The organism is Marinospirillum alkaliphilum DSM 21637, from assembly GCF_900119735.1.
Lineage (GTDB): Bacteria > Pseudomonadota > Gammaproteobacteria > Pseudomonadales > Halomonadaceae > Marinospirillum > Marinospirillum alkaliphilum.
Map to the genome: position 1 here is coordinate 536980 of NZ_FPJW01000001.1, position 24776 is coordinate 561755.

Sequence of the window (24776 nt, forward strand, 5' to 3'; positions counted from 1 at the left end):
GTCGCTACAAAATGGCTGACCTGTGAGTTTATCTGCCCCATCTAACCTCCGTGTGTTGCTCCTAAAGCAGGGAGGCCTGAGAGCTCCCTTGTTTGATCTCCCCTCTTTTTAATCTGACGCATAATGTAACGCTCTGTACTAAGCTTGATGTAAAGCAATGAAAAGGGTTCGAACCATGGCCAGGCCAATGCGTTACGAGTTACCCGGTGCTTTGTATCATCTCACCTCAAAAAGTTGTGATGCAGTGCTCTTTAAGGGCGATCAGGATCGCCTGGGTTGGATCGGGATCCTGCGCAGTGTGATGTCCCGGTATCGTTGGCGCTGCCTGGCCTGGTGTCAACTGGAGCAGCATTATCACCTGGTGGTCAGCCCTTTAACCGGTTTGCTGACGCAGGGCATGAGTCAGTTGAATGGCCGTTACACTCGTTTTTTCAATCATCGTCACCAACGCAAAGGCAAGCTTTTTGCCGGGCGCTTTCAGGCATTGCTGGTGGATGAAGACAGGTTTCTGCTGCCGCTGGTGCACGAAGTGCTGACGGAACCGCAACGGCTGGGTCTGGTGGATAGTCCTCACTCATGGCCATGGAGCAGTGCAGCGGCCTTGCTTGGTCAAGGCGACTCAGTTGTTCCGCTGGATCTGGAGCCCTTGCACCGGCATCCGGCCGTGACTGCTGCACCACAGGAGTTCTGGCCGCTTTACCTCAGCCAGGCACAGGAACAGCGTTTGTGGGACCGGGTGCGCCATCAGTTGTTTCTGGGGGATCGGCAGTTTGTGCAGCGGATGCAGCAAAGGTTGCCGGATATGCAATCGCCCGACTCCCGCCCGTCACTGCAGTCCTTCCGCCAGCGTTGGGATTATCAGGAAGGCATGGCTCGGGCTTATCTGGAAGGGCATTACACCCTGCAGCAGATTGCTGCTTTTTATCAGGTTCATCCGTCCACGGTCAGCCGTCAGGTGGCTGCTTACGAAGCCAGGCATGGGCTCAAGGATGACCATCACTGAAAAAGTGGTAGTTGTTGCGGCCATTTTCCTTGACCTTGTACATGGCCTGATCAGCAGCCTTGATCAGCGCTTCCGGGGTTTCTGCGTCAAAGGGATAGAGGGCGATGCCGATGCTGGCACCCAGGTTGAAGCGGCGTCCATCTTCCAGCACAAAGGGTTCACTGAATTGTCGCATCAGTTTGGTAGCTATCGTTTCGGTGCCATAACGGGCGGTGGATTGTGAGCTGAAACCACTCAGAATGAACAAAAACTCATCACCTCCCAGCCTGGCCAGGGTATCTGATTCCCGGATGCTGCTTTCCATGCGTCTGGCTACCTGTTGCAGGATCAGGTCACCACAGTCATGACCTTGCTGGTCATTGATCGGTTTAAAACCATCCAGGTCAACAAACATCAGTACACAGACACCCCGTTCCCGGCGCGCTTTGGCCAGGGCCCGATCCAGCCGGTCTTCCACCAGCAGTCGGTTGGGCAGGCCGGTGAGGCTGTCATGGGTGGCCAGGTGGGCCATTTCGGCATCATGCTGCCGGATGCGCGCCATTTCACTGGCCATACGCAGGTTGATGGCCCGGCGCAGGCGGCTGGCGGCGGCTCGGTGATGGCGCTCCCAGGCCAGGCTTTGTCCCTTGATTTCTTCCTGCCAGACTGCAAAAGAATGACGCGGCGACAGTTGTGTGCTGGTGGTGTCTTCGCGCACCGCCTTGGCCGGTTCACCAGCCCAGAATTTGGTGGCAATTTTTTCTGCGCGCAGCAGCACCAGGTATTCATCACCGGAAGCAGACAAGGGTAGAAACAGGTAGCCGCAGATCCAGTCGGTTTTGCCGTGCAGGTCGACAGGCACGCGTTCGGCATAGGCCAGGCCGGCACGGGTATTCTGGTGAGCTGATTGTTTCAGGCACTGAATGGCGGACTGGCAGACCGGTCGGCCGAAGAGGTAATCCACGCCATCCAGGCGCAATGCAATGGCATCCGCTTCAAAGGTTGCCAGCAGACCAGTGATGTTGCCGAGGCCGATCGCCAGATCATTTTCAGCTTGAAAGCGGGCGTTGAACAGGTCGATGCTGCGACCCAGTCGGCTCATCTGATGGCTGAGCTCACGGTTTAATGCCAGTTGCAGGTTTTCACTGACCAACTGTGCCACCATGCTGCAAAAGGTGCGGATCTGCGGGCAGAGGTAACGGGGCTGGCTGCCATGACACACCAGCAGCCCCCACAGGTGGCCATCCGGCATCAGTGACAGGGTCAGGGAGGACAGGGTGCCCATGTTGCGCATGTACTCCAGATGCACTGGGGAAACACTGCGCAACTGGGTCCGGGACAGATCCAGTGAGCCGGTGTGCGGGTTCACTGCAGGCACCAGTGGTACCGGTGTGTAATGCACATTGCTGATCTGACGGGTGCGGTTGATGCGGTAAAGGCGACGGGCCTGAGCCGGAATGTCGCTGGCCGGAAAGTGATGCCCCAGAAAACGTTGCTGGCCATCAGTACGCTCTTCGATGGTGACCTGACCATTCCACTCCGGATCAAAGCGGTACACCATCACACTTTCATGACCGGTGACCTCCAGCAGAATGCGGGTGGCCATTTTCAGCAGCCGATCCGGGTCGTTGGTCAGTTCCATTTCATCGAAGAAATTACCCAGCCGGGAAAAAAGCCGGTAAGTCAGGAGCTTTTCATCATCGGGAAGGGGCTCCATCTCCACCAGAATACCGCTGTCGTGGTGATGTGCCCGCATTGAAAAGGTATGACCACCATACACCAGAGGTTGTAGCTGAGGCTGCCAGGAGGGCGGATGAGACAGCACCTTGAGTAAAAAACCACCAGCCTCAGCGCCCAACACCTGGCTGACGGGTTGCCCTAACAACTCATCTGGCTTTTTTCCCAGCCACTCATTGGTGTTGGCACTGACCTGAATGATCCGGAAGTTTTCTGAATCTATGACCAGTAGTACACCATCTGGCTGAATCAGGCCGGGTTGATGGATGGGTTCGTTTTCACCGTGTTGCAGCAGATCATCAACCGGGGGGGTACTCAAGGCTGTTTCTCCAGTATTTTTGCGTGTATCGGTTGAATGTTCAGGAGTTGTTGGCGGAAAAAGCGAAAGGTATCTATGGCTGCCTGACAGGCTGTTTGCTGATCAGTCAGTAACAGACGCAGTGCCGGAAGTTGTTCCAGTTGCTGATGTTCGGCCGCAGTGGCCTGGCGTAAATGGGCGAGATGTACCAGTGGCAAAACAAGGATTCCTTGAAGCTGTAAGTCGGTCGGCTGAAAAACTGGATCTCCCTTTTCAGGCGCATTACATGCAATGTGCAGGTGGGTGTCAACGCCACTAAAGCTGTTTATAATCAATTGGTTAAAGTGTCATTGGTTGCAAAAACCCATGAGAATTGCATATTTTCTGACCGCTTTTGGTGCAATTGAATGATTGCTGGTTTTATTGACTGGCTCGGACTGATTTTCAAGGTTTTTCTTACTGTTTAAAACGCTTTTTGACTGACTGGTTAATGCTCCATTAATTTATATCTTTTTGATCTGCATCAAGCTTTTTCTGCGACGATTCAGCTGTGTATTTCTGTTGTTTTTTCTTCTAGACTTGCCGTTCCATTTTTAATTCAGGAAATCCTGATTTATGCCTGCCCCGATCAAACGTTTTCTGCCGTTGCTGGTGATCCTTGTCGCCCTGCTGGGTTTTGTGCTGTTGCGACTGACACGCCCGGAACCACCGCAGGCAGGGGATGAGGAAAGACGCTGGCCGGTGGCGGCAGTGGTGTTGCAGGCACAGGACCTGTCTCCTGAATTGCGTTTGTTCGGTCAGTTGACCAGTAACACCGATGCCCTGTTGCGGGCACGCACGGCCGGTGATGTGCAGGCGGTGCCGGTGCGCAGTGGTCAGTTGGTGCTCGCCGGAGAGCTGCTGTTGCAACTCGATGACCTGGATGCACAGGCCTTGTTTGATCAGCGCCGTGCCGAGTTGCTGGATCTGCAGTCCCAGCGTCAGCAGCGATTGATGCAGCATCAGGTGGATCAGCAGGCACTGGTGCAGGAGCGCAGCATGCTGCAACTGGCTGAGCGCCAGTATGAACGCCAGCGGCAACTGGCACAGGGCGACAGGGCATCCCCGCGGCAGGTGGAAGAAGCCAGTCTGGCTCTGAGTCAGCAGCGTCTGGCATTGATGAACCGGGAGCTGGCGGTGGAACAGCACCCATCCCGGATGGAGCAACTGGATGCCGCCATTCGCCGGGCACAGAGCCAGTTGCAACTGGCGCAACGGGATCTTGAAGCCACTGCGTTGCGTGCAGCGCATCCCTTGCGGGTGCAGGAGGTGCTGGTGGCCCGTGGTGATCGGGTGAATGTGAATGAGCCGTTGCTGCGTATCTTTGTGCCTGAAGCCCTGGAGTTTGAAGCCCGTCTGCCGCTGAGTCGCATTGCTCAGGTGCGTGATGCACTGGCCGCCGGTCAGCCGTTGCTGGCCACCACTGAAGTGGATGGCCGCAGGCTGGTGTTCCGCATGCAGCAACTGGCCGGTCGCACCCAGGATGCTGCCGGTGTGCTGGCCAGCTTTGCCTTGCAGGAAGGTGACGTGGATGGTCTGGCGCTGGGGCGGTTTGTGGATGCCCGTTTGAAGCTGCCGGTGCAGCAGCAGGTTTACTGGCTGCCCACCGATGCCGTGCAGGGGCAGGATCGTGTGTATCGCATCAGTGATGGTCGTCTGGAAGGCTTGCAGGTGGAACTGCTGGGGGATCATCAGCGTGATGGTCGTCCCGGCCTGCTGGTGCGCAGTGCGTTGCTGCAACCCGGTGATGAACTGCTGGCCAATCGCCTGCCCAATGCCATGCAGGGGTTATCGGTGGATGTGGTGAGCCGACTGGAGCCCGGCCATGAGTGAACACGGCGGGCTGATCGGGCTGTTCCTGAAACACAAGCTGGCCAGCAATCTGCTGGTGGTGCTGATGCTGATGTCCGGCAGTTGGGCGCTGATCAAGCTGAACACCCAGTTTTTCCCGAACTTCGCACTGGATTTTGTCAGTGTGCGGGTGGTCTGGGTGGGTGCCAGTGCCGAGGACGTTGAAGCCGGTGTCACACTGCCACTGGAAAATGTGCTGCGCAGTGTCGATGGCCTGAAATCAATGACTTCCACTTCGTCGCTGGGTGTTTCAGCCATCACGCTGGAATTCCGGGATGGCACCGACATGACCCAGGCGCTGTCGCAGGTGGAAGATCGCGTGGCGCAGTTGCGTAACCTGCCGGATGCCGCTGAAACCCCGGTGGTGACTCGCATCGTGCGTTATGAACCGATTGCCCGTCTGCTGATCACCGGCCCGGAGCAACCGGAAGAATTGCGCCGTCTGGCCCGCCAGTTTGAACAGCAGTTGCTGGATGCCGGCATTGAGCGAGTGGACTTCGGTGGTCTGCCGCAGGAGGTGGTGGCCATTGAAGTGCCGCTGCCGCAATTGCTGGCGGTTGGCATGACGCCCCGGCAGCTGGCCGAACGGCTGGCGGCTTATACCCAGGATCAGCCTGCCGGTCTGGTGGGGCGGGATCAGGGCGGTCGTCAGTTGCGGATTCTGGAACAGGCGCGGGATCTGGATGCCTTTTCCCGCCTGCCGGTCGCCAGTGATGCTATGCGAGGCCTGATTACCCTGGGAGACATTGCACAGCTGGAACGGCGTCCACGGGATGGCCAGACCCTGATCCGTTATCAGGGGCAAGCGGCAGTGGAGCTGTGGTTGCAACGCACCGAAAACACCGATGCCCTGAAGGCTGCCAGACGTTTCAGTGACTGGCTGGCAGAAACACAACCACAACTGCCACCGGGCGTGGAGCTGAAGGCGTATGACCAGCTGTGGGAACTGATTGACGAGCGCATCAAGCTGCTGCTGAAAAACGGTCTGGGCGGGCTGGTGCTGGTGGTGGCGATCCTGTTTCTGTTTCTCAGCGGCCAGTTGGCGCTGCGGGTGGCACTGGGCATTCCGGTGGCCTTCACCACCGCCTTTGTGGCGCTCTGGTTGTTTGGGGGCAGCATCAACATGATGTCCCTGTTCGGTTTCATCATGGCGCTGGGCATCATTGTTGATAACGCCATTGTGGTGTCTGAACATGCTTACACCCTGCGGGCGAAGGGGCTTTCTGCCGAAGAAGCGGCAGAAGGCGGTGCCCGGCGCATGATCGGGCCAGTGGTGGCTTCATCGCTGACCACCGTGGCAGCCTTTTTCCCGCTGATGCTGGTGGGTGGCATCATCGGCAAGATCATGTTTGAAATTCCGCTGGTGGTGATCTGCGTGATTCTGGCCACCCTGATCATCAGTTTCCTGATCCTGCCGCATCAGCTCAAACGTGGGCTGGCGCGCAATCCGCTGACCGCACCGGAGCAGCGAACCGGCATCAGTGCCCGTTTTGAACGCGGGCTGGAAGAATTTCGGGATCATCGCTTTCGCCGCTGGGTTACCACGGCGGTGGCACAAAAAGGACTGACCCTGGCATCAGCGCTGGCACTGTTCATTCTGGCGATTGGCATGCTGGCCGGTGGTCGGGTCGGCTTCACTTTTTTCCCCAGCCCGGACGGCACCACCGTGCGGGCCAATGTGGCGTTTGTGGCCGGTACTTCACCACAGCAGGTGGAAGCCTTCATGCTGCAGATGGATCAGGCCCTGCAGGATGCTGAAAAAGCGCTGCTCGGTGGCCAGCCGGGAGCGCAGAACGGCAGGCTGGTGCAGACTCGGGTCACCCGTCTGGGTCAGCAGCTGAGTCAGGATGGCAATGCTCCCCGTGGTGACCAGTTTGCTTCCATTCTGGTGGAACTGACTTCACCGGATCGACGTGATGTCAGTAACCAGCAATTGATGGATGCCTGGAATGCCCGCATGCCCACCGCGCCGGGACTGGATGCTGTGGTGGTCACGGCGGTCACCGGTGGGCCGCCGGGGCGGGATGTGGATGTGCGCCTGAGTGGTGCCTCGGCAGAAGTGCTGAAACAGGCGGCGCTGGAGCTGGCCGGTCGCATGGCCGACATTCCGGGCTTGTACGCGGTGGAAGATGACACCCCCTACGGGCGTGAACAGTTGCTGATCCGGCTGCGGCCGGAAGCTCTGGCACTGGGTTATTCACCGCGCTCCCTGGCGGCTGAGCTGCGTGGTTTTTTTGATGGTGCACTGGTGCAGCTGTATCAGGACGGTCTGGACGAACTGGAAGTGCGAGTCATGCTGCCGGATGCCGAGCGGCACCGTGCGTCCACCCTGAGCGAACTGGCACTGCCGCTGCCGGATGGGCGTGGCTGGGTGTCGCTGGATCAACTGGTGTGGCAGGAATTTCAGCCGGGTTTTGAAACCCTGCGCCATGCTGATGCCCGACTGGCGATTCATGTTTCCGCCGAGGTGAACCGGGCGCAGGGTAATGCCGGACAGATCCGTGAGCGCCTGGCTACATCGGTATTGCCGGAGCTGGCTGAGCGTTACGGCATTCACTGGTCTTTCCAGGGGCGGGCAGTGGATCAGGCCGAAACCCTGGGTGACATGCGCATGGGGCTGTTATTTGCCCTGGCGGCCATTTTTATGGTGCTGGCCTGGATGTTCGGCAGTTACCTGCTGCCGGTGGTGGTGATGGCGATCATCCCCTTCGGCTTGCTGGGTGCGGTGCTGGGCCACTGGCTGCTGAACATCGAACTGACCATTCTGTCACTTTTTGGCCTGTTTGGTCTGACCGGCATTGTGGTTAACAACTCGATCATACTGGTGAGCTTTTATCAGGCCCTGCGGGATGACGGCATGGACCGTGATACCGCCATCGTTGAAGCCTCCTGCGCCCGCCTGCGTGCGGTGCTGATCACCTCCATCACCACCATCGCCGGCCTGGTGCCGCTGCTGTTTGAACGCTCGGTGCAGGCCCAGTTCCTGATCCCCATGGCGGTATCTCTGGTCTTCGGCCTCGCCGTGGCAACCCTGCTGGTGCTGGTCGTCATTCCAGCCCTGCTGGCCTCTGTGGAAAGCTGGCGTGAACGGCTGGAAAAAGAGCCTGTAGTGACTTCCTGACAGCAATGCCGTGCTTTCATGGCTATTCCCATTCGTTTTGTGTAGGATTGAGCCAGCTTGCATAGTATCCATTGCCACTCAAGGGTGGTATTTACAGGCCAGTTGATTTCATTTTTCAGCATCATGTCATGATTTCCATCAGGAGCACTGCTGAGTGACAGCACAACGAACCGCAGCAGGTAACAAGCGGGTTCAGCGCAAGACTACAACAATAAAAAAGCATCCGGACAAGTCACCGGGCAAGCCAGAAACGGCAGCTCCGACGGTTAAACGTCCTTATATTGTCGGTATCGGATCTTCTGCAGGTGGCCTTGAGGCCCTGACCCATCTGATCAGTGCTTTGCCCACGGACCTTGGTGCTACTTATGTGGTGATTCAACACCTTTCGCCGACGCACCGCAGCATGATGGTGCAACTGCTGGGGCGGGAAACTGCCATGGCGGTGCTGGAGATTGAAGACGGTGCCCTGCCTCAGCCTGATACTGTCTACGTAACACCCCCTTGTCACAATGTTGTGCTGACAGAGGGGCGTTTCTCACTGATTGATGGCCCTCGAAAGACCCTGCCACGCCCTTCTGTGAATACCTTTTTCACTTCATTGGCCAGTTGCAAGGGTGAGGATGCCATGGGTGTGATTCTTTCCGGTACTGGTTCGGATGGTGCTGCCGGAATGCGTGAGGTGAAGGCTGCCGGTGGATTTACCTTTGCCCAGGAACCCAGCTCGGCCAAATATTCCGGCATGCCTCAGGCGGCAATTGATACCGGTTGTGTTGATGCCGTCTTGCCGCCGGAAATGATTGCCACCGAAATTGCCATGATCACCCGTACTCATGGCGCTGTTTCTCTGACTCCTAAACCGGCCACAGCAGCAACCTCGCTGAAAAAGCTGTTGATGAAGGTTAAACAACATACCCGTATTGATTTTGGTGGTTACAAGGAAGGCACAGTGATTCGCCGTATTGAACGTCGTCTTGCGGCGCGCCGGGTGAGCACGTTGGAGGATTATCTGGTTCTGGTTGAGAGTGATACCGATGAGCTGGACAGGCTGTGTAAGGATATCCTGATTTCGGTCACTGCATTTTTCCGTGATCCAGAGGCCTTTGAGGTATTACGGGCATCATTAAAAGCCATGTTGCAGGGTAAGCAGCCGGGTGATGAGATACGTTTATGGGTGGCCGGCTGCGCAACCGGGGAGGAGGCCTACACTCTGGCTATCCTGCTTTCCGAGCTTTTGGGTCCTACTCTGGTTCATTACCGTATTCAGATTTTTGCCACCGATATCGACATGAATGCCTTGGCCATTGCACGTCGTGGTTCATATAACGAAAGTGTGCTCAGTGATATGAGTGAAGAGCTGCTGAATCGTTATTTTACTCGCTCCACAGGCAATCATTTTGAAGTCTCACGCTCCCTGCGTGAAATGGTCGTGGTTGCACGTCAGGATATTATTCAGGACCCTCCCTTTCTGCGCCTGGACCTGGTCAGTTGCCGCAATGTGCTGATCTATTTTAATGCGGAGCTGCAGGCCAAGGTGTTGTCCACCTTCCACTATGGTTTGAGGGTGGGCGGGCTGCTTTTTCTTGGCAAGTCAGAAGGGATTTTTCAGCAGGAAAGCCTGTTTGTTCCGATCGATAAATCGGCCCACCTGTTCAGCCGTCAGGCGGGTGAGGGGTGTCTGGTGTCCACCAGTTTTCGCCTTCCGGAAATCCGTGATCCAGGCCAGAAGGTTTTTCGTGCATCGGACAGTGAGCAGCGTTTGCTGAATGTTGCGATCAGGCAGTACATCCCGCCTGCAGTACTGATCAATTCCAGTCATGAAATCCAGCATATCCACGAGGATGTTTCTCCCTATGTGAGCATCAGTGCCGGGAGGCCCACAACCAATTTGCAACAGTTGATCAGGCAGGAATTTCGTACTGATCTGCAATTACTGGTCCACCAGGTGGAGCGCAAACCTGAAACAGCTTATGCCCGGCCCCACTGGATCAAGGTGCCGGATGGAAGCGTTCATGTCCGCATGGCAGTACATCCACTGGAGCCGGGCGTTACCAATACCTGCTTTCTGGTTTGTTTTGAGCCGGCGCCAGAGCCCAAGGTGGTGGGTACCCTGTCTGCACCTGCCCATGCTGGTGAAACGGTGCAAGATATCAAGGTGCTTGAGGATGAGCTGATCATCACGCGTGAACGTCTGCAAACCGTGATTGAGGAGCTGGAAACCTCGAATCAGGAGATGCAGGCGCTTAATGAAGAGGTTCAGGCTGCCAATGAGGAGTTGCAATCCTCCAATGAAGAACTGGAGTCCTCCAATGAAGAGCTGCAATCCACCAATGAAGAACTGACCACCGTTAATGATGAATTGCAGCTGCGCACAGCGGAGTTGGCCGAGGCGTTGAATGATCTGGAAAAAATCCAGAACAGCGTCGGTTTCCCGATTCTGGTCTGTAACACCACCATGGAGCTGACTCGCTTCAACAGCCCAGCCGCAGATATCTTTTCGTTGGTTGGCAAGTCCATTGGTCAGGCGATTCCGGCGCTGCGTTTACCCAGGGGGATGAAAGACTTCTCGGCCTGGGTTTATCAGGCCATTGAAGAAAACATCACCATTGAAGAGCCGGTTTACACCAACGATCGCCACTACCTGCTGCATATTGCACCCTATGAGCAAACCCTGCTGCCTGGGGCGCGTGGTGCCATTATTGCTTTTATGGATCAGACCGAGCAGATGAATCAGGAGCGGGAGGTTCGTGAGAGTCGTCAGCGTTTGATGGCCATCATGAGTAACTCCACAACACTCATCACGCTCAAGGATCTGGCAGGTCGTTATGAGTTCGTGAATGCCCAGTTTGAAAAGGTCTTTGGCTTGAAAGCCGGTGATGTGATCGGCAAAACCGATGCGCAGTTGTTTCCGGGTGATATCGCGGAAGCCTTGCGTGCTCGGGATCTGGATGTTGCACGTCTGGCTGCGCCCATTGAATCCGAGGATGTGATTGATTTTCTTGAGGGTGAACGCTATCTGATGTCAGTGCGTTTTCCGCTGTTTGATGTGGATGGTGTTGTTCAGAGTATCTGTACCCAGTCCATTGACATTACCTCGCGCAAACATGCCGAAGAGCAGTTGCGCTTGGCTGCACGGGTTTTTGACCGTGCTGGTGAAGGGATCGTGGTTACCGATATATCACAAAAAATCCTGACGGTGAATGATGCCTTCACCAAGGTTACCGGTTATGAGGCTGCGGAAGTATTAGGTAAAACACCAGCCATCCTCAACTCCGGTCGTCATGACAAGGCGTTCTACCAGACTATGTGGGATACCCTGCAGGATCAGGGTTGGTGGCAAGGCGAGATATGGAACAAGCGAAAAAATGGTGAGCTGTATCCTGAATGGTTGACCGTGAATACGGTGCAAAATAATGATGGAAGGATCATCAACTATGTGGGTATTTTCAGCGATATCACCGTGATCAAGGAGTCACAACGTCGTATCGAATTCCTGGCAACCCATGATGAAATGACCTCGTTGCCCAATCGTGGCCTGTTTCTTGACCGGGTGTGCCAGATGGTTATTAAAGCCCGCCGTGTGCAGGAAACCCGAGCGGCCGTTTTTTTTGTGGATCTTGATAACTTCAAGGTCATCAATGACTCGCTTGGTCATCAGGCTGGTGATGACATGCTCAAGGAAGTGGCCGTACGTTTGCGTAATTGTGTGCGAGGTGCTGATACCGTGGCTCGCTTTGGTGGTGATGAGTTTGCCTTGCTGCTTGAAGATGCCAACATTGCGGAGGCGGAGATAACCGCTGGAAGAATTGCTGCAGCATTGTCGAGCCCCATTATCCTGGCGGGACAGGCGATTCATGTCAGTGCCAGTATCGGGATCAGCCTGTTTCCTGAGGATGGTGAGGATGCAGACACCCTCCTCAAGCACGCCGACGGTGCTATGTACAAGGCCAAGGATGCCGGGAAATGCACTCACTATTTCTTTACCAGCGATCTGAAAAAGTCAGCCGATGAGCGTTTGCAGCTGGGTAATGGCCTGCGTCAGGCCATGGATCGGGATGAGCTGTTCCTGATGTATCAGCCACAGTTGTCACTGGCTGATGGGATGCTGGTGGGTGTTGAAGCTTTATTACGCTGGCATCATCCGGAGCTGGGTTTGATTCCACCGGACAAATTCATCCCGCTGGCAGAAAAAACCGGTCTTATTGACAGCATTGGAGAGTGGGTTGCGGATGCTGCCTGTTGCCAGGCTGCTGCCTGGTTAGAGCAGGGGTATGCAATACCCCGTGTGTCCATCAACGTATCTGCGGAACAATTCCGCCGTTGTGACATTGCACTATCCATCCATAATCTGCTGGAAAAATATCAATTGCCCCCGGAGTTATTGGTTATTGAGCTGACGGAAACTGCTTTGATGGTTGATCCTGAACAGGCGCAAAAGGTTTTGCGTAAGCTGAAGGATATGGGGCTGCATGTAAGTATTGATGATTTTGGTACAGGTTATTCCTCTCTGGCACAACTGCGGCGTTTCTCTATTGATGAACTTAAGATTGACCGTGTTTTTGTTAATGAAGTGGCATCCAGCAGGGATGACAAAGCCATTGCCCGAACCATTATGGCAATGGCCGACTCCCTGAATCTTTCAGTGGTGGCCGAGGGGATAGAGACCCAGGAGCAGTGTAATGTGTTGCATGAGCTGGGATGCCAAACAGGGCAGGGCTTTTTGTTTTCCAGAGCAATCAGCGCCGATGAGATTGTACAGCGCTTCCCGATGGTCATAAAACAGCCTTAATCAATGTGGGGCAGGCATTGCCATTTTTGGTTTGTAATGCTTTGTAAATAACCTTCGTTATTTGCCAGTATAAAGTTACAATTATCCGTTCAGCACCAATACTATCCTGATGACAGAAAATGGGTTGATGATGAAGCAGCCATACAGCAAATCTGGTCTTGCTACTGGTGGCTATGTTGCACCAGTTGATGCCCTTGTCAGGTGACCTCCTGACGATGGTTATTATCAGAGGCTGGCTGGGTTTTGTGATCCTGGCTTTGCTGGGTGGCTCGATGAGTTTTGCTCAGGAGCCCAAAAGTCCTGATCTGGAGATCAGTCAGCAAGTACAGCAGCCTTTATCCAGCCATTTTTCGGTGTATCGCCATGCCGGTGAGCCTTTAACTCTGGAGCAGGCGATCAGGCTGGATGCCGAGCAGGCGTTTGAGCCGCCGCAAGTCGGATCTGTATCAAGCACCAACTTTGGTTTGACACGGGATGAAATCTGGTTGCGCCTGCATTTTTCCACCCCACCGAACTTGCCACAACGCTGGCTGCTGGAAGTGGCTCATGCGTCTCTGGACAGGGTTGATCTGTATCTTTCCGCAAATAATCAGGCCTATCAGCACCAGTATTCGGGTGATTTGATTCCTTTCAGTCAGCGACCTTTTCAGCATCGTTATCATGTTTTTGATGTGTCGCTGCAACCTGCAAGCCACTACACTCTTTATCTTCGGGTGGTTTCCGAAGGTACACTCAGCGCACCGGTTACCCTCTGGCAACCGGATGCTCTCTGGCAGCAGGATCAGCTCAGTTATTCACTGCTCAGTGCCTATTACGGCTTGTTGGTAGCACTGCTGGTTTATAACCTTTTTCTCTTTTTGTCCCTGCGTGATCCGCTGTACCTCACTTATGTGGCCTTCATCAGTACACTGGCGGTGGGGCAGGCGGGGCTGGCCGGTTTTTCCGGACAGTTTCTCTGGCCGGATAATGCCTATTTAACCAACCTTTCGCCGACCGGCGGTGTCTCCCTGGCTGGCTTTTTTGGTGCCCTTTTTGTGCAGGGTTTTCTGGGCAGCACACCACGGCGTTTACGCCTGGGCTGGTTGATGCCGCTGATCAGTGGGGGTTATGCGCTGGTTTTTCTGACCGCCTTGTTCTGGTCTTATTATCTGGCTGCCGTGGCGGTTAACCTGCTTTCTCTGGTGTTTGTGCTGGCTGCTTTATTGATGGGGGCGGTGAGCCTGTATCACCGGCAACCCGGTGCGCGTTATTTTGTACTGGCCTGGGTGGCGTTGTTAACCGGTGTGCTGGTGATTTCCCTGCATAACCTGGGTGTGTTGCCTTCCAATTTCCTGACCTCCAATGCCTTGCTGATCGGGTCTGCATTGGAAATGTTACTGCTGGCACTGGCGCTGGCGGATCGTATCAACGGGATTCAGAAAGCCAGGGATGAAGCGCAGGCGCAGGCGATCCGGCTGCGACAGGAAATGGTGGAAGCACTGGAGGAAAAGGAGCGCTACCTGGAAATGCGAGTGGCGGAAAGAACCGAAGCGCTGGAGCAAGCCAATCAAGAGCTGCAGAAGAACCATCAATTGATGGAGCATCAGGCTCATCATGATGCCCTGACTGGGCTGGCTAACCGTAAACGGCTGAACCAGAGCTTTAAAAAGGTTCAGCAGCAAGCCGACCTTCAGAACACTGGTTTTACTGTGGTTGTGGCTGATCTGGATAAATTCAAGCAGATTAATGATACCTGGGGGCATCAGGCCGGTGATGAAGTTCTGATGACTCTGGCACAGCGGCTGCAGGCTTGTATGACTCCCGGTGGCACTCTGGCTCGCGTGGGGGGTGATGAGTTTGTTATTTTACTGCCGGATACCCAGAATCATCAGGCCGCCGAAAATTTTTGCCAGCAAGTATTCGACAAGGTGTTGCAGCCGGTTCTTTTAAGCCAGGGTACAAGAATCAACCCCGGTATCAGTCTGGGTTATGCCATTTATCCGATAGATGCAACCGACATGGATCAGCTGTTGAACCTTGCGGATCAGGCGATGTATCAAAACAAGCAGGAGCGTGCGGAGGAATGCTGAAAGCAACCGGGTACTTGAGACTTGCTTTTTTTGTTTTGAAATGCTGATATCTATAGTCAGAAACAGGAAGAAGTCTGGAGTCTGTATTTGACCGGGAGTGGCAAATGAACAAAATTTGGATGTTTGAAGCGCTGGATTATCATAAACGTTTGATTCCCCTTTTAACCTTGCCCTTGCTGTTACTTTTGATTGTTGGTGTGATCCTGCTGGGTGAGTTGAAAAGTGCACTCAGCTCGGGGCAGGTTTCCATGCATGATCAGCCAAAAATCCATATTCCCAGCAGCGAGGTTCACAGTGTTGAAGCCCTGATGCGCTGGAATCATCCCACCCGAGGTAATGTCCCGCCGGGGGCCTTTATTCCCCGTGCTGAGCAGAGCACCCTGATTAATCGGATTACCGAATTTGCTCTGGATCAGGCCATGCAGCAACCAGCGCACGCTGGATGAACTGATGCGGCTGGATGATCTTAAAATCATAATATCGATTGATGACTTTGGAGCCGGATATTCTTCATTGCAATACCTGCATCGTCTGCCCATTTCCCTGCTCAAGATCGACCAATGCTTTGTGCGTCGCCTTCCTGGGGATGCAGGCGCGGCTCATATTCTGGAGGCTGCCATTACCCTGGCGCATAAAATGGGCATTCAGGCGATAGCTGAAGGTGTGGAAACCCTGGAAGTCTACGACTTTCTGTCTGGGCTGGGGTGTGACCTGGCACAGGGTTATCTGATGTCCAAACCCTTGCCTGCCGACGAGTATACTCGTTGGTACCAGCAATGTAATGGACGTTATGCCTGCTGGGGTGGCCTGTAACGGTGGTAATCTATCCTCTGATGGCTCTACGGCAGATTTGAGTGTCACTGGATTGGCCTGATTTTTAACCCCACTGAAAGCTGTTACCCTTGGGTTTTATTTCACACAAGGGTTTGGAATGACCTATTCCATTGCAGTGATTGGTAGTGGCATGGCCGGATTAGCGGCGGCTTATAGGGCGCGTTGTACAGGCCATGATGTCACTGTATTTGAAGCCCTCGACAGCCATGGTATGGATGCTCACGCCATGACGTTCAACGGCGGCTTGGTGGATGTGCCCTTGCGTGTGATGAGCCCCGATGATTGGCCTGGTGTGCTACAGCTGGCGAAAGGGGTGGGAGTGGGCACCTTCAGTGTACGTACCTACACCTCCTGCAGCTGGATCAACCGTCAAACCTGGTTTCGCAGTGGAGAAATCCCTATTCTTGGCTGGCCTTTTGTTGGTTCCTGGCGTTATCTAAACATCCGCGCATTACGTATGGGCTGGGGTATTTGGCAACTGAAACGCCTGACCCGTAAACTCGAACAGCAGGGCACAGAGCTCACGCTGGGAGAAATTCTTGAGCAGCACAGATTTGATCCGCTTTTCTGGCGTGGATTGGTACTGCCCATCCTCACCACCATTTGTACCTGTGAGGAAAAACACCTGCTGAACTGGCCAGCGGCGCAGTTGTTATCACTTCTTCGCGGCATCCTCCATGGTTCTGAACTTTATCGCCTTGAGGGAGGTACCTCGGCGCTGGTTAAGGGCTTATCCGAAAATCTGAAACTGTATTCCGGCAGTCCGGTAGCACAGGTCGAAGAAAACAATGAAGGAGTGAAGGTTTATAACCAACGGGGTGATGGTGGTGTGTTTGATCGGGTGATTGTTGCCACCCAAGCCAATCAGCTGGATTTTCTGGACAACACCCAGTTTGCTGAAGAACAAAAAATGCTGGCAAACATCCGTTTTGATTCAGGTGAGCTTTGGGTGCATCAGGATCAGCGTTTTATGCCTGCAAAAAAGCAGGACTGGACTGCGCTGAATTTCCAGATGGATGAGGCGCTTAAAAAGCCTATGTTCACCGTCTGGGTCAATCAGGTTGAACCCACCCTCAAGGGTTGTGCGCCGGTGTTCCAGACCTGGAATCCTCTGTATGAACCCGCCCCGGACACTGTGCTTGCTCGGATACCACTGGAACGCGCGGTGGTTCACCCTGGCACTGCTCAAGTTCATGAAGCCCTCAACCAATGGCATGATCAACCTGGCCGCAAGGTTTTCTTCTGTGGTTCATGGGCTTATGAAGGTGTGCCGCTACTGGAGTCCGCCGTGCGCTCTGCCAATGCAGCGGTGGATGCCATTAATTGTGAAGGTGTGAATGGGTTGCAGTTGTGATGTTCAGCTTCGGGTTGCTGCTTCTGTAAGCCGTCGGGTCAGTTCTTCAGGCGGCAGGGCAGTGGCAAACAGGTAGCCTTGCAGCAGTTCGCAGCCCAGGCTTTGCAGGTGGGTCTGTTGTTCAGCGGTTTCCACGCCTTCCGCGATGAGTTTCAGTTTCAGGCTGCGGGCCATGGCGATGATGGCATCCACCAGCAGGGCATCTTCGGGGTTGTTGGTGCAGTCACGGATGAAGCTGCGATCAATTTTCAGGGTGTCCAGCGGGTAGCGTTTCAGGTAGCTGAGGGATGAGTAACCGGTGCCGAAGTCATCAATGGCCAGCTGCACACCCAGTGCCTTGAAGGATGCCAGCCACTCAGCTGCGCCCCGATGATCATCCAATAGCAGGCTTTCGGTGATTTCCAGCATCAGATCCCTGGCCTGCAGGCCACTTTGTTGCAGTAACCGGGCCAGCACCTCGGCCGTTAATCCAAGCTCTTTCTGGCGACCGGACAGGTTCACCGACAGGTAGAGCCCCGCCCCCTGACGATTCCACACAGCGGCCTGATGACAGGCTGTTTCCAGTACCCAGTATCCAATCGGGCCGATCAGGCCGGTGTCTTCGGCCAGTGCAATGAACTGGTCCGGTGGAATCCAGCCACGTTGTGGGTGCTGCCAGCGCAGCAAGGCTTCCACGCCGCGTATCTGGCCTTGTTCACTGCTGACAATCGGCTGGTAGTGCACCTGCAGTTGCCCAGCATCTATAGCCATGCGCAGATCCTGTTCCAGTTCCATCAGTTCAGCCGCCTGTAATTGCAGGCCGCTGGTGAAAAACTGCAGTTGGTTGCGACCGGTGTTTTTGGCCCGGTACATGGCCAGGTCGGCATGGCGCATCAGTTCATCGGCAGTGGTGGCATCATCCGGGTAGAGGGCAATGCCGATACTGGCGCCAATGGTGATATCCCGTCCGGCCAGATCAAAGGGGTGGCTGAGTCGGCGGATGATGTTTTCAGCAGCCAGGGTGGCATCACGGTTGCTGGTGATCTGTGGCATCAGCAGCACAAATTCGTCACCACCGAAGCGGGCCAGGGTGTCTTCCCGATTGATGCAATGCTGCAGGCGCTGAGCCACCAGGTTCAGCAGGGTGTCACCCCATTTGTGCCCCAGGGTGTCGTTGACGTATTTGAAGCGGTCCAGATCGATGAACATCAGTGCCAGTGGCTGGTTTTTCTGTTTGCTGGTATCCATCGCCAGCTCCAGCCGGTCGGTCAGCAGGCTGCGGTTGGGTAGCCCGGTGAGGGCATCATAATAGGCCTGCCGGTGAATGTGGGCCTCGTCTTTTTTGCGCTGGGTGATATCGGTGAACACGGAGACGTATTCAAGTATCTGGCCCTGGTCATTACGCAGTGCTGAAACGGATAACCACTGGGGGTAAATCTGTCCGCAACGGCGACGGTTCCAGATTTCTCCGGACCAGTTGCCCTGTTGTTGCAGGCTTTGCCAGAAGGCATGGTAAAAATAGGCGTTGTGGCGGCCTGATTTGAGGATTTTCGGATTCTGGCCGAGGATTTCTGCTTCGCTGTAACCGGTGATGCGGGTGAAAGCCGGGTTGACGGCTTTGATGCGACCATTCCCTTCCACCACCATGATGGCTTCGTTGGCGGTTTCAAAGATGGTGGCAACACGGCGCAGTTGTTCTTCCACCTTTTTTTCTTCGGTGATGTCGGTGCGCACGCAGACTTTGCCACCATTGCTGGTGTTGCTGTCGCTGGCCAGAAACCAGCGCTGATCAGGTGTTTGTTCGGTGTATTGAGCCGAGCCGCCGGTGTCGGACTGGTTTGCTGTTTGTTGCACACCGGCTTGTTTCTGCTGTTGCTGAAAGCTTTGCCAGTCCAGCGGTTGGCGGGTATCCAGCCAGGGGTAGGCGTTTAACCAGGGTTGGTTGTATAACCTGAGTCTGCCTTGATCATCAAACAGCGCAAAAGCTTCTTTCAGACTGCTGACAGCATCACTGAGCAGGTTATGGGCCTGTTCGGTGCGCTCCTGTGCCTGCTGCCATTTCAGGAACATGGCGCTGAGGATCAGCAATAACAGAATGATCAGCAGCAGCAAGCCCAGGTTAAAGTGATCGGCTCTTTGCATCTGTTGCTGATGGTGGCGGTGGTAACTGGCTTCAATCTGTCGCAGCAGTTGCTGGCTATCCAGTGCCAGTAAGCTGTCCAGTTCCTGTTGTACCTGGCCCAGATGGCGCAGTTGCTGGCTGGCATGGTAGAGGAAGTGTTGGCTCAGGTGGTCGTCTGGTGCTTTTTGTTGCAGGGTTTGCAGTTGTTGATGGATGTCTGCCTGCCCATTGGTCTGGCGAAAGAGTTGGTAGCGCAGCATGCGACTCATCAATTCACGGGCTTCTGTGGTGATGGCATGGTTTTCCCGGTGCATCTGGCCGACGAGTTGTGGCAGATACAGCAGGCCATTACGAACCAGTGCAGCATGCAGCTTGATGTCTTCAATCAGCAGTTCCTGCTGTTCCAGCGCTTGTTGGTAGTCGCTCAGTAACTTCAGGGCTTCACTGTCCAGGCCATTACGAAAGGGCCCATCGTTGAATTGCTGTTGCACAGCCAGCCGCTGACGGGCCTGCAACTGGCTGATGCGGTCGTAGTTGAGTCGTGCATTGGTGGTGATCAGCAGGATTTCTTCGCTGATCTGTGCTGATAAATCACCGAACTCCAACAGCACTGCCAGGCGTTCACTGTGATGCTGAACCGTGTGGCTGCCGGTCTGGCTGTAAAGGGCAAGCAGAGCCAGTAACAGCAGACTGATGACACTGATGAAGGCAGTGGCAGCACTAGCGTTTTTCATGCTGGGCTCCTTCATCCATGAAGGGGTGCTGACCGGTCAGTGACTGAATGAAGTCAGCCATGGCAACCACTTCATCATCCGTCAGTTGCCGGCCTAACTGGAAACGTGCCATGACACGAATGGCTTCTTCCAGATTGTCCACGCTGCCATCGTGGAAAAAATGACTGTTCAGGGCGGCTGTGCGTAACCCGGGCACTTTAAAAACATGACGGTGAGACTCCCGCCCGGTGACGTTGTAACGCCCCAGGTCGGTGGTCTGGATCGCATCACCTTTCAGTGCAAAGTAGTTTTCCAGTGATCCCATGCGGGCAAACAGATTGCCGCCCACATTGGCACCCTGATGACAACTGATGCAACCATAATCCCGGAAGAGTCGAAAACCGTGCTGCTGCTGCGCAGTGATGGCATCTGCATCACCCTGCAGCCAGCGATCAAATGGGGCGTTGGTGGTCAGCAGGCTGCGCTGGAAATCTGCCAGCGCCGAGCGAAGGGTTTCCGGGGTCAGGCCCGCCGGGTAAATGGCGGAAAAACTGGCGACCAGTTGTTGATCCTGTTGCAGGCGAGCCATCACATCCGGCCAGTTGCTGGCCATTTCCACCGGGTCGTGCAGTGGGCCATCAACCTGTTCTTCAAGGGTGCGGGCACGGCCATCCCAGAACTGGAAGGCGTTGAGTGCTGCGTTGTAAACACTGGGAGAGCGAAGCTTGCCAAGAGCACCATCGGTACCGCGTGACAGGGGCTGCTGATCCGCACCGTTGCGGCTTAAGTCATGGCAGGAGGCACAGCTGATGTCGCCATCGCGGGAAAGCCGGGTGTCATGAAACAGCTGCTGGCCCAGTTGCAAAATGGCAGGATCTATTTTCGGTGGCTGGGGCACAGGGGTGATCATTTCAGCCGACAGCGGAAGGCTGAGGATTAGCAGGCAATGGATGACACAAATATAACGAACCAAATCTGATTCCTTTCAACTGCTTTAAAAACACTCCATGATAGGTGAAATAAGTTCATCTTTTTCTGATCTGCTGCAGGTTTCTGGTGAAAGTGTGGAGCTTTGCGGGCTTGACCCTTGCTGCAGCTTTGCCGGATAATGTTTGAAACAGGCGTTTTATATGGAGCAGGCATGGCCCAGTCGGATACCGTTGTTCGCATTCTTGATACTGCAGAAGCTCTTTTTGCTGAAAAGGGATTTGCTGAAACTTCCCTTCGTACCATCACCGGCAAAGCCAAGGTTAATCTGGCTGCAGTGAACTATCATTTTGGTTCTAAAAAGGCACTGATTCAGGCTGTTTTTGCCCGCTACCTGGACCCTTTCTGTGAGCAGTTCAACCGTGAGCTGGATCGTCTGGAAAAACAGCCGGGTTTAACGCTGGAAGAGCTGTTGACGGTGCTGGCCACCACCACCGTGAGTGTGCCAGCCAGTAAAGGCAGCCTGTCAGTGTTCATGCGCCTGCTGGGACTGGCTTATACCCAGGCTCAGGGGCACATGCGCCGTTATCTGCAGGAGCATTACGGCAAGACTTTTTTCCGCTTCACCAATCTGCTGAAACAGTGCACCAGTGAATTGCCGGATGCCGAGCGTTTCTGGCGCATTCACTTCATGCTGGGTGCGGTGGTGTTCACCATGTCGTCACTGGATGCTCTGCGTGACATTGCCGCCAGCGACTATGATGAAAAAACCCGTATTCGTGATCTGGTTGCGCGTCTGTTGCCGGTGGTGACTGCGGCGATGAATGCTCCAGTGCCGGAGCAGCCCCCCAGACTGTCCGAGCAGGTTGCCTGAAGCCTTCATGATCCGTATTTCGCTGGCGCAACAACACCTCTGGCTGGAAGATGCCAGTGGCAAGGTGCTGGCGGATTATCCGGTATCCACGGCGCTGGCCGGTGCCGGTGAGCAGGAAGGCAGTGGTGCCACCCCCAGAGGCTGGCATCGGATTCGTGTTTGTATCGGTGCCGGATTGAATCCCCGTGCGGTGCTGCGGGGGCGACGCCCAACCGGTGAAATCTGGACGCCTGAACTGGCGGCAAACTTCCCTGATCGTGACTGGATTCTGGGTCGGATTCTCTGGTTGTGTGGTGAGGAGAAGGGTTTTAATCGGGGTGGATCAGTCGATACGCAGCGGCGTTACATCTACCTGCACGGCACACCGGACGACCAACCGATGGGGGTGCCACTGTCTCACGGCTGCATCCGTTTGCAGCCCGATGCCATGGTGGCGCTTTTTGAACAGGTTACACCTGGCATCAAGGTGTTGATTACTGAGGATTGATCAGTAGCCCGCGACTTTGAAGATCCTTGATTAAAGCCAGAGCAAAATGCTCTAACTCAGGTTGAAAGCTGGCGGCAAGGTTCAACGCATTGGCAAGTATTTCGGGTTGCTCAATGTATTCATGCACCATCTGGTTGCGGATCAGTCGTATTTCCAGCCATTGGTCTGCAGACTTCAGCATGCCCAGTTTTTCTGCACGATCAAGGTTGTCGATCACTGCCCCGGTATGTTCACCTAAAGCGCGCAGCCATGCAGGTAAAAGCTTATCGCCGACGGTGTCTTGAAGCCGACTGAAGCGGCTGGCAAAGGCTTCAACTTTTTCAGCAAGTATTTCATTATGCTGTAGTGATGCTGCTGTTTCGGGTGTCATGGCATTTTGAAACACCTGGGAAGCTGAGTAGCGTAAGTGCTGGATTTCTTTCTCGATAACGCGTTGAAGAAACTGCAGGCGTTCAGCCAGCTCAGGTTTCATAAGATAATCCCTTGACGCAATGCAATATCATGAATGGGAGATCGACTGAGATTTGATGCCAGGAGTAATACATCTACTTTCCTTCCATGCATGGCTCGCATCAGTCTGGCGCTGAGGCGCGCAGATATTTCAGCTGGATTCATGACTGGCTCATCCAACTCTATCAGCAGGTCGATGTCACCGCCCTTTTTCTGGTCATCCGTGCGCGAACCAAACAATCGGATACGGACATTCTGTCCCAATAATTGCTGGACTATGTCGAGTATGATCTGGTGTTGTTTTTCACTGATACGCATGGCATTCAGTCACAAAAAGCAGGTCAGGAAAAGTTGATTATAGGGTGGGGGGGAGTGAAAAGTAAAAATCCTGACAGGAGGTGATGCAACCACTGAGTGCATCACCTCCATACGGGCAGATCAGATACGGGTCAGCCAGCCGTGTTTATCTTCTGCCTTGCCCCACTGAATGTCATTCAGTGCCTTGCGCAGCTTCAGGGTGGTGGCGCCGGGTTTGCCACTGCCAACCGGGTGCTCCTTGCCCTTGTGAATCAGGGTGCCGACCGGTGCCAATACTGCAGCAGTGCCGGACAGGGCTGCTTCACAACCGGGTTTGGCTGCACGTTCCAGCAGTTCAGTCACGGTGAGCTGGCGCTCGGAAACGGTCATGCCCAGATCACGTGCCAGGGTCAGGATGGAGTCACGGGTGACACCGTGCAGGAAGCTTTCATCCAGTGCCTTGGTGATGATTTCGTTGCCATCAATCAGCAGGAAGTTGGCCGCGCCGGTTTCCTGTACATCACCGCCGGGGCAGAACAGGATCTGATCAGCCTTGAAGGCGGCTTTGGCTTCCAGGGTCGGACGCAGGGCGCTGGCATAGTTACCACCACTCTTGATCATGCCCATGTGCGGTGCGCAGCGCATGCCATCATCTTCCAGCAGCAGGCGCAGGGCGGTGTCACCACCGGCAAAGTAGTCGCCGACGGGTGAAACCAGAATGTACAGGCAGGAGCTGAGCGACGGTGCGGCAGCCTTGCCGATGGCTGGTTCAGTGCCGAAATGGGTCGGGCGGATGTAAAGCGAGCCGGGCGGGGCAGGAACATCGGCAGCAAAGCGTTTCACCGTCTGGATGATCATGTCGGTGACCTGCTTCTCGTCAATGGCAGGCAGGGCCAGCAGGCGGCTGCTCTGGGCCAGACGGGCAACATTGCGATCCATGCGGAAGATGGCAACGGAACCGTCTTCATGGCGAAAGGCCTTGAGGCCTTCAAAGCAGGTGCTGGCGTAATGCAGCACATGCGCACCGGGGTGCAGGGTCAGCTTGTCGCTGGGTACCATTTCGGCGGGGCTCCAGCTTTTGCCATCAAACCAGGAAATTGCCATTTCCGGCATGAAAACCGTTCCAAATGCAGCTGCCATACCTATGTCCTCAATTGTTGCAGTCAGGAAAAATGCTGGGCGTCATTCTAAGGGATAACGCCCGTTTTTGCTCATGCCAATGCAAAAAATCATTGCAGAATCATCACCACACAGGCCGCGGTGATGCCACCCATGCTGCGATTGAACCAGCGCCAGTGATGCTCACTTTTCAGCAGTTTGCCAATCGCCACACCAAAACCGGCCCATAAACTGATGCAGGGCAATCCCACCAGGACGCTCATTCCGGCCAGCAGCAGGGCATTCATGATCAGGTTGCCCTGATCCGGCAGAAAACCGGCCATCAGTGCAATACCCATGATCCAGGCTTTGGGATTGGCAAACTGAAAGGCTGCCGCTTGCCACAGGGTCAGCGGGCGGCCCTGGTGTTCAGTGCTGATCACCGGTGGCGGTGCAGTGGCAATCTGCCAGGCCAGCCACAAGAGGTACACACTGCCGGTGATCTTCAAACCGGTCTGCAGCAGCGGAAAATGTTCAAAGGCGCTGCCCAGCCCCAGTGCCAGGGTGCTGAACAGCAGCAGGCAGCCGAAGGCAATGCCGAAAATGTGTGGCAGGGTGCGCCGGAAGCCATAGTTGGCACCGGATGCGGTCAGCATGATGTTGTTGGGGCCAGGTGTCAGGGTCATGCTGATCATGTACAGCATGGCGGCACCCAGCAACAGCAGACTATCGGGGGTGAGGTTCCAGCCGGTTTCCAT

18 protein-coding genes and 2 pseudogenes are annotated in these 24776 nt (G+C 54.9%); 12 read left to right on the forward strand and 8 right to left on the reverse strand.

Annotated features, from left to right (window positions below):
* The first annotated feature begins 175 nt into the window (after positions 1–175).
* On the forward strand, positions 176–1003 hold the full coding sequence (locus BT114_RS02585; RefSeq protein WP_177247025.1) for a transposase: 828 nt from the start codon (positions 176–178) through the stop codon (positions 1001–1003).
* Here the strand turns inward: BT114_RS02585 and BT114_RS02590 are convergent.
* Entirely contained in the window at positions 984–3038 is a 2055-nt protein-coding gene (locus BT114_RS02590) for a bifunctional diguanylate cyclase/phosphodiesterase (protein WP_072324728.1), read from the reverse strand. The genes BT114_RS02585 and BT114_RS02590 overlap by 20 nt on opposite strands.
* The gene (locus BT114_RS02595) at positions 3035–3235 is read right to left on the reverse strand and encodes a hypothetical protein (RefSeq protein WP_072324729.1); all 201 of its coding nucleotides are present in this window, start codon (positions 3233–3235) and stop codon (positions 3035–3037) included. Before BT114_RS02595 ends, BT114_RS02590 begins: the two co-directional genes overlap by 4 nt.
* A gap of 397 nt (positions 3236–3632) precedes the next feature.
* Here BT114_RS02595 and BT114_RS02600 point away from each other — a divergent pair, with 397 nt between their 5' ends.
* The 9 genes and pseudogenes from BT114_RS02600 to BT114_RS02630 all read left to right on the forward strand — a co-directional run bounded on the left by BT114_RS02600 (position 3633) and on the right by BT114_RS02630 (position 17071).
* Positions 3633–4889: an efflux RND transporter periplasmic adaptor subunit gene (locus BT114_RS02600; RefSeq protein ID WP_072324730.1), complete on the forward strand. Its 1257-nt coding sequence runs from the start codon at positions 3633–3635 to the stop codon at positions 4887–4889.
* A complete protein-coding gene (locus BT114_RS02605; RefSeq protein WP_072324731.1) occupies positions 4882–8028 on the forward strand; it encodes an efflux RND transporter permease subunit in 3147 nt (1048 codons plus the stop codon). The genes BT114_RS02600 and BT114_RS02605 overlap by 8 nt, the downstream gene beginning before the upstream one ends.
* Before the next feature lie 154 nt (positions 8029–8182).
* Positions 8183–9043, forward strand: a pseudogene (locus tag BT114_RS15315) (chemotaxis protein CheB); the annotation flags it as partial.
* Positions 9044–9109: 66 nt separating this feature from the next.
* Positions 9110–9643, forward strand: a pseudogene (locus BT114_RS15320) (CheR family methyltransferase); the annotation flags it as partial.
* Between the two features lie 63 nt (positions 9644–9706).
* Complete coding sequence (locus BT114_RS02610; RefSeq protein WP_425434762.1) at positions 9707–12814, forward strand: EAL domain-containing protein; 3108 nt, start codon at positions 9707–9709, stop codon at positions 12812–12814.
* A gap of 215 nt (positions 12815–13029) precedes the next feature.
* Complete coding sequence (locus tag BT114_RS02615; protein WP_177247026.1) at positions 13030–14883, forward strand: diguanylate cyclase; 1854 nt, start codon at positions 13030–13032, stop codon at positions 14881–14883.
* A 104-nt stretch (positions 14884–14987) separates the two neighbouring features.
* Positions 14988–15329 carry an EAL domain-containing protein gene (locus BT114_RS15025; protein WP_072324733.1) on the forward strand — a complete coding sequence of 114 codons (342 nt, stop codon included), beginning with the start codon at positions 14988–14990 and terminating at the stop codon, positions 15327–15329.
* A 4-nt stretch (positions 15330–15333) separates the two neighbouring features.
* Complete coding sequence (locus BT114_RS15030; RefSeq protein ID WP_072324734.1) at positions 15334–15696, forward strand: EAL domain-containing protein; 363 nt, start codon at positions 15334–15336, stop codon at positions 15694–15696.
* A 118-nt stretch (positions 15697–15814) separates the two neighbouring features.
* A complete protein-coding gene (locus BT114_RS02630) occupies positions 15815–17071 on the forward strand; it encodes an FAD-dependent oxidoreductase (protein ID WP_072324735.1) in 1257 nt (418 codons plus the stop codon).
* Positions 17072–17074: 3 nt separating this feature from the next.
* Here the strand turns inward: BT114_RS02630 and BT114_RS02635 are convergent, their stop codons facing one another.
* Together BT114_RS02635 and BT114_RS02640 are read right to left on the reverse strand one after the other, a co-directional pair.
* Entirely contained in the window at positions 17075–19906 is a 2832-nt protein-coding gene (locus BT114_RS02635; protein ID WP_072324736.1) for an EAL domain-containing protein, read from the reverse strand.
* Positions 19893–20858: a cytochrome-c peroxidase gene (locus BT114_RS02640; RefSeq protein WP_084661799.1), complete on the reverse strand. Its 966-nt coding sequence runs from the start codon at positions 20856–20858 to the stop codon at positions 19893–19895. Before BT114_RS02640 ends, BT114_RS02635 begins: the two co-directional genes overlap by 14 nt.
* Positions 20859–21026: 168 nt before the next feature.
* Here BT114_RS02640 and BT114_RS02645 point away from each other — a divergent pair, with 168 nt between their 5' ends.
* Both BT114_RS02645 and BT114_RS02650 read left to right on the forward strand, forming a co-directional pair.
* Complete coding sequence (locus BT114_RS02645) at positions 21027–21686, forward strand: TetR/AcrR family transcriptional regulator (RefSeq protein ID WP_072324737.1); 660 nt, start codon at positions 21027–21029, stop codon at positions 21684–21686.
* 7 nt (positions 21687–21693) lie between these two features.
* Positions 21694–22173 carry a L,D-transpeptidase gene (locus tag BT114_RS02650; protein ID WP_072324738.1) on the forward strand — a complete coding sequence of 160 codons (480 nt, stop codon included), beginning with the start codon at positions 21694–21696 and terminating at the stop codon, positions 22171–22173.
* Here the strand turns inward: BT114_RS02650 and BT114_RS02655 are convergent.
* The 4 genes from BT114_RS02655 to BT114_RS02670 form a co-directional block, all read right to left on the reverse strand.
* The gene (locus BT114_RS02655) at positions 22160–22645 is read right to left on the reverse strand and encodes a hypothetical protein (protein WP_072324739.1); all 486 of its coding nucleotides are present in this window, start codon (positions 22643–22645) and stop codon (positions 22160–22162) included. The genes BT114_RS02650 and BT114_RS02655 overlap by 14 nt on opposite strands.
* A complete protein-coding gene (locus BT114_RS02660) occupies positions 22642–22941 on the reverse strand; it encodes a nucleotidyltransferase domain-containing protein (RefSeq protein WP_072324740.1) in 300 nt (99 codons plus the stop codon). Before BT114_RS02660 ends, BT114_RS02655 begins: the two co-directional genes overlap by 4 nt.
* 120 nt (positions 22942–23061) lie before the next feature.
* Positions 23062–24060 (reverse strand): branched-chain amino acid aminotransferase, encoded by a 999-nt coding sequence (locus tag BT114_RS02665; RefSeq protein WP_072324741.1) that lies wholly within the window; start codon positions 24058–24060, stop codon positions 23062–23064.
* 89 nt (positions 24061–24149) lie between these two features.
* Positions 24150–24776, reverse strand: a complete 627-nt coding sequence (locus tag BT114_RS02670; RefSeq protein ID WP_072324742.1) for a LysE family translocator — start codon at positions 24774–24776, stop codon at positions 24150–24152.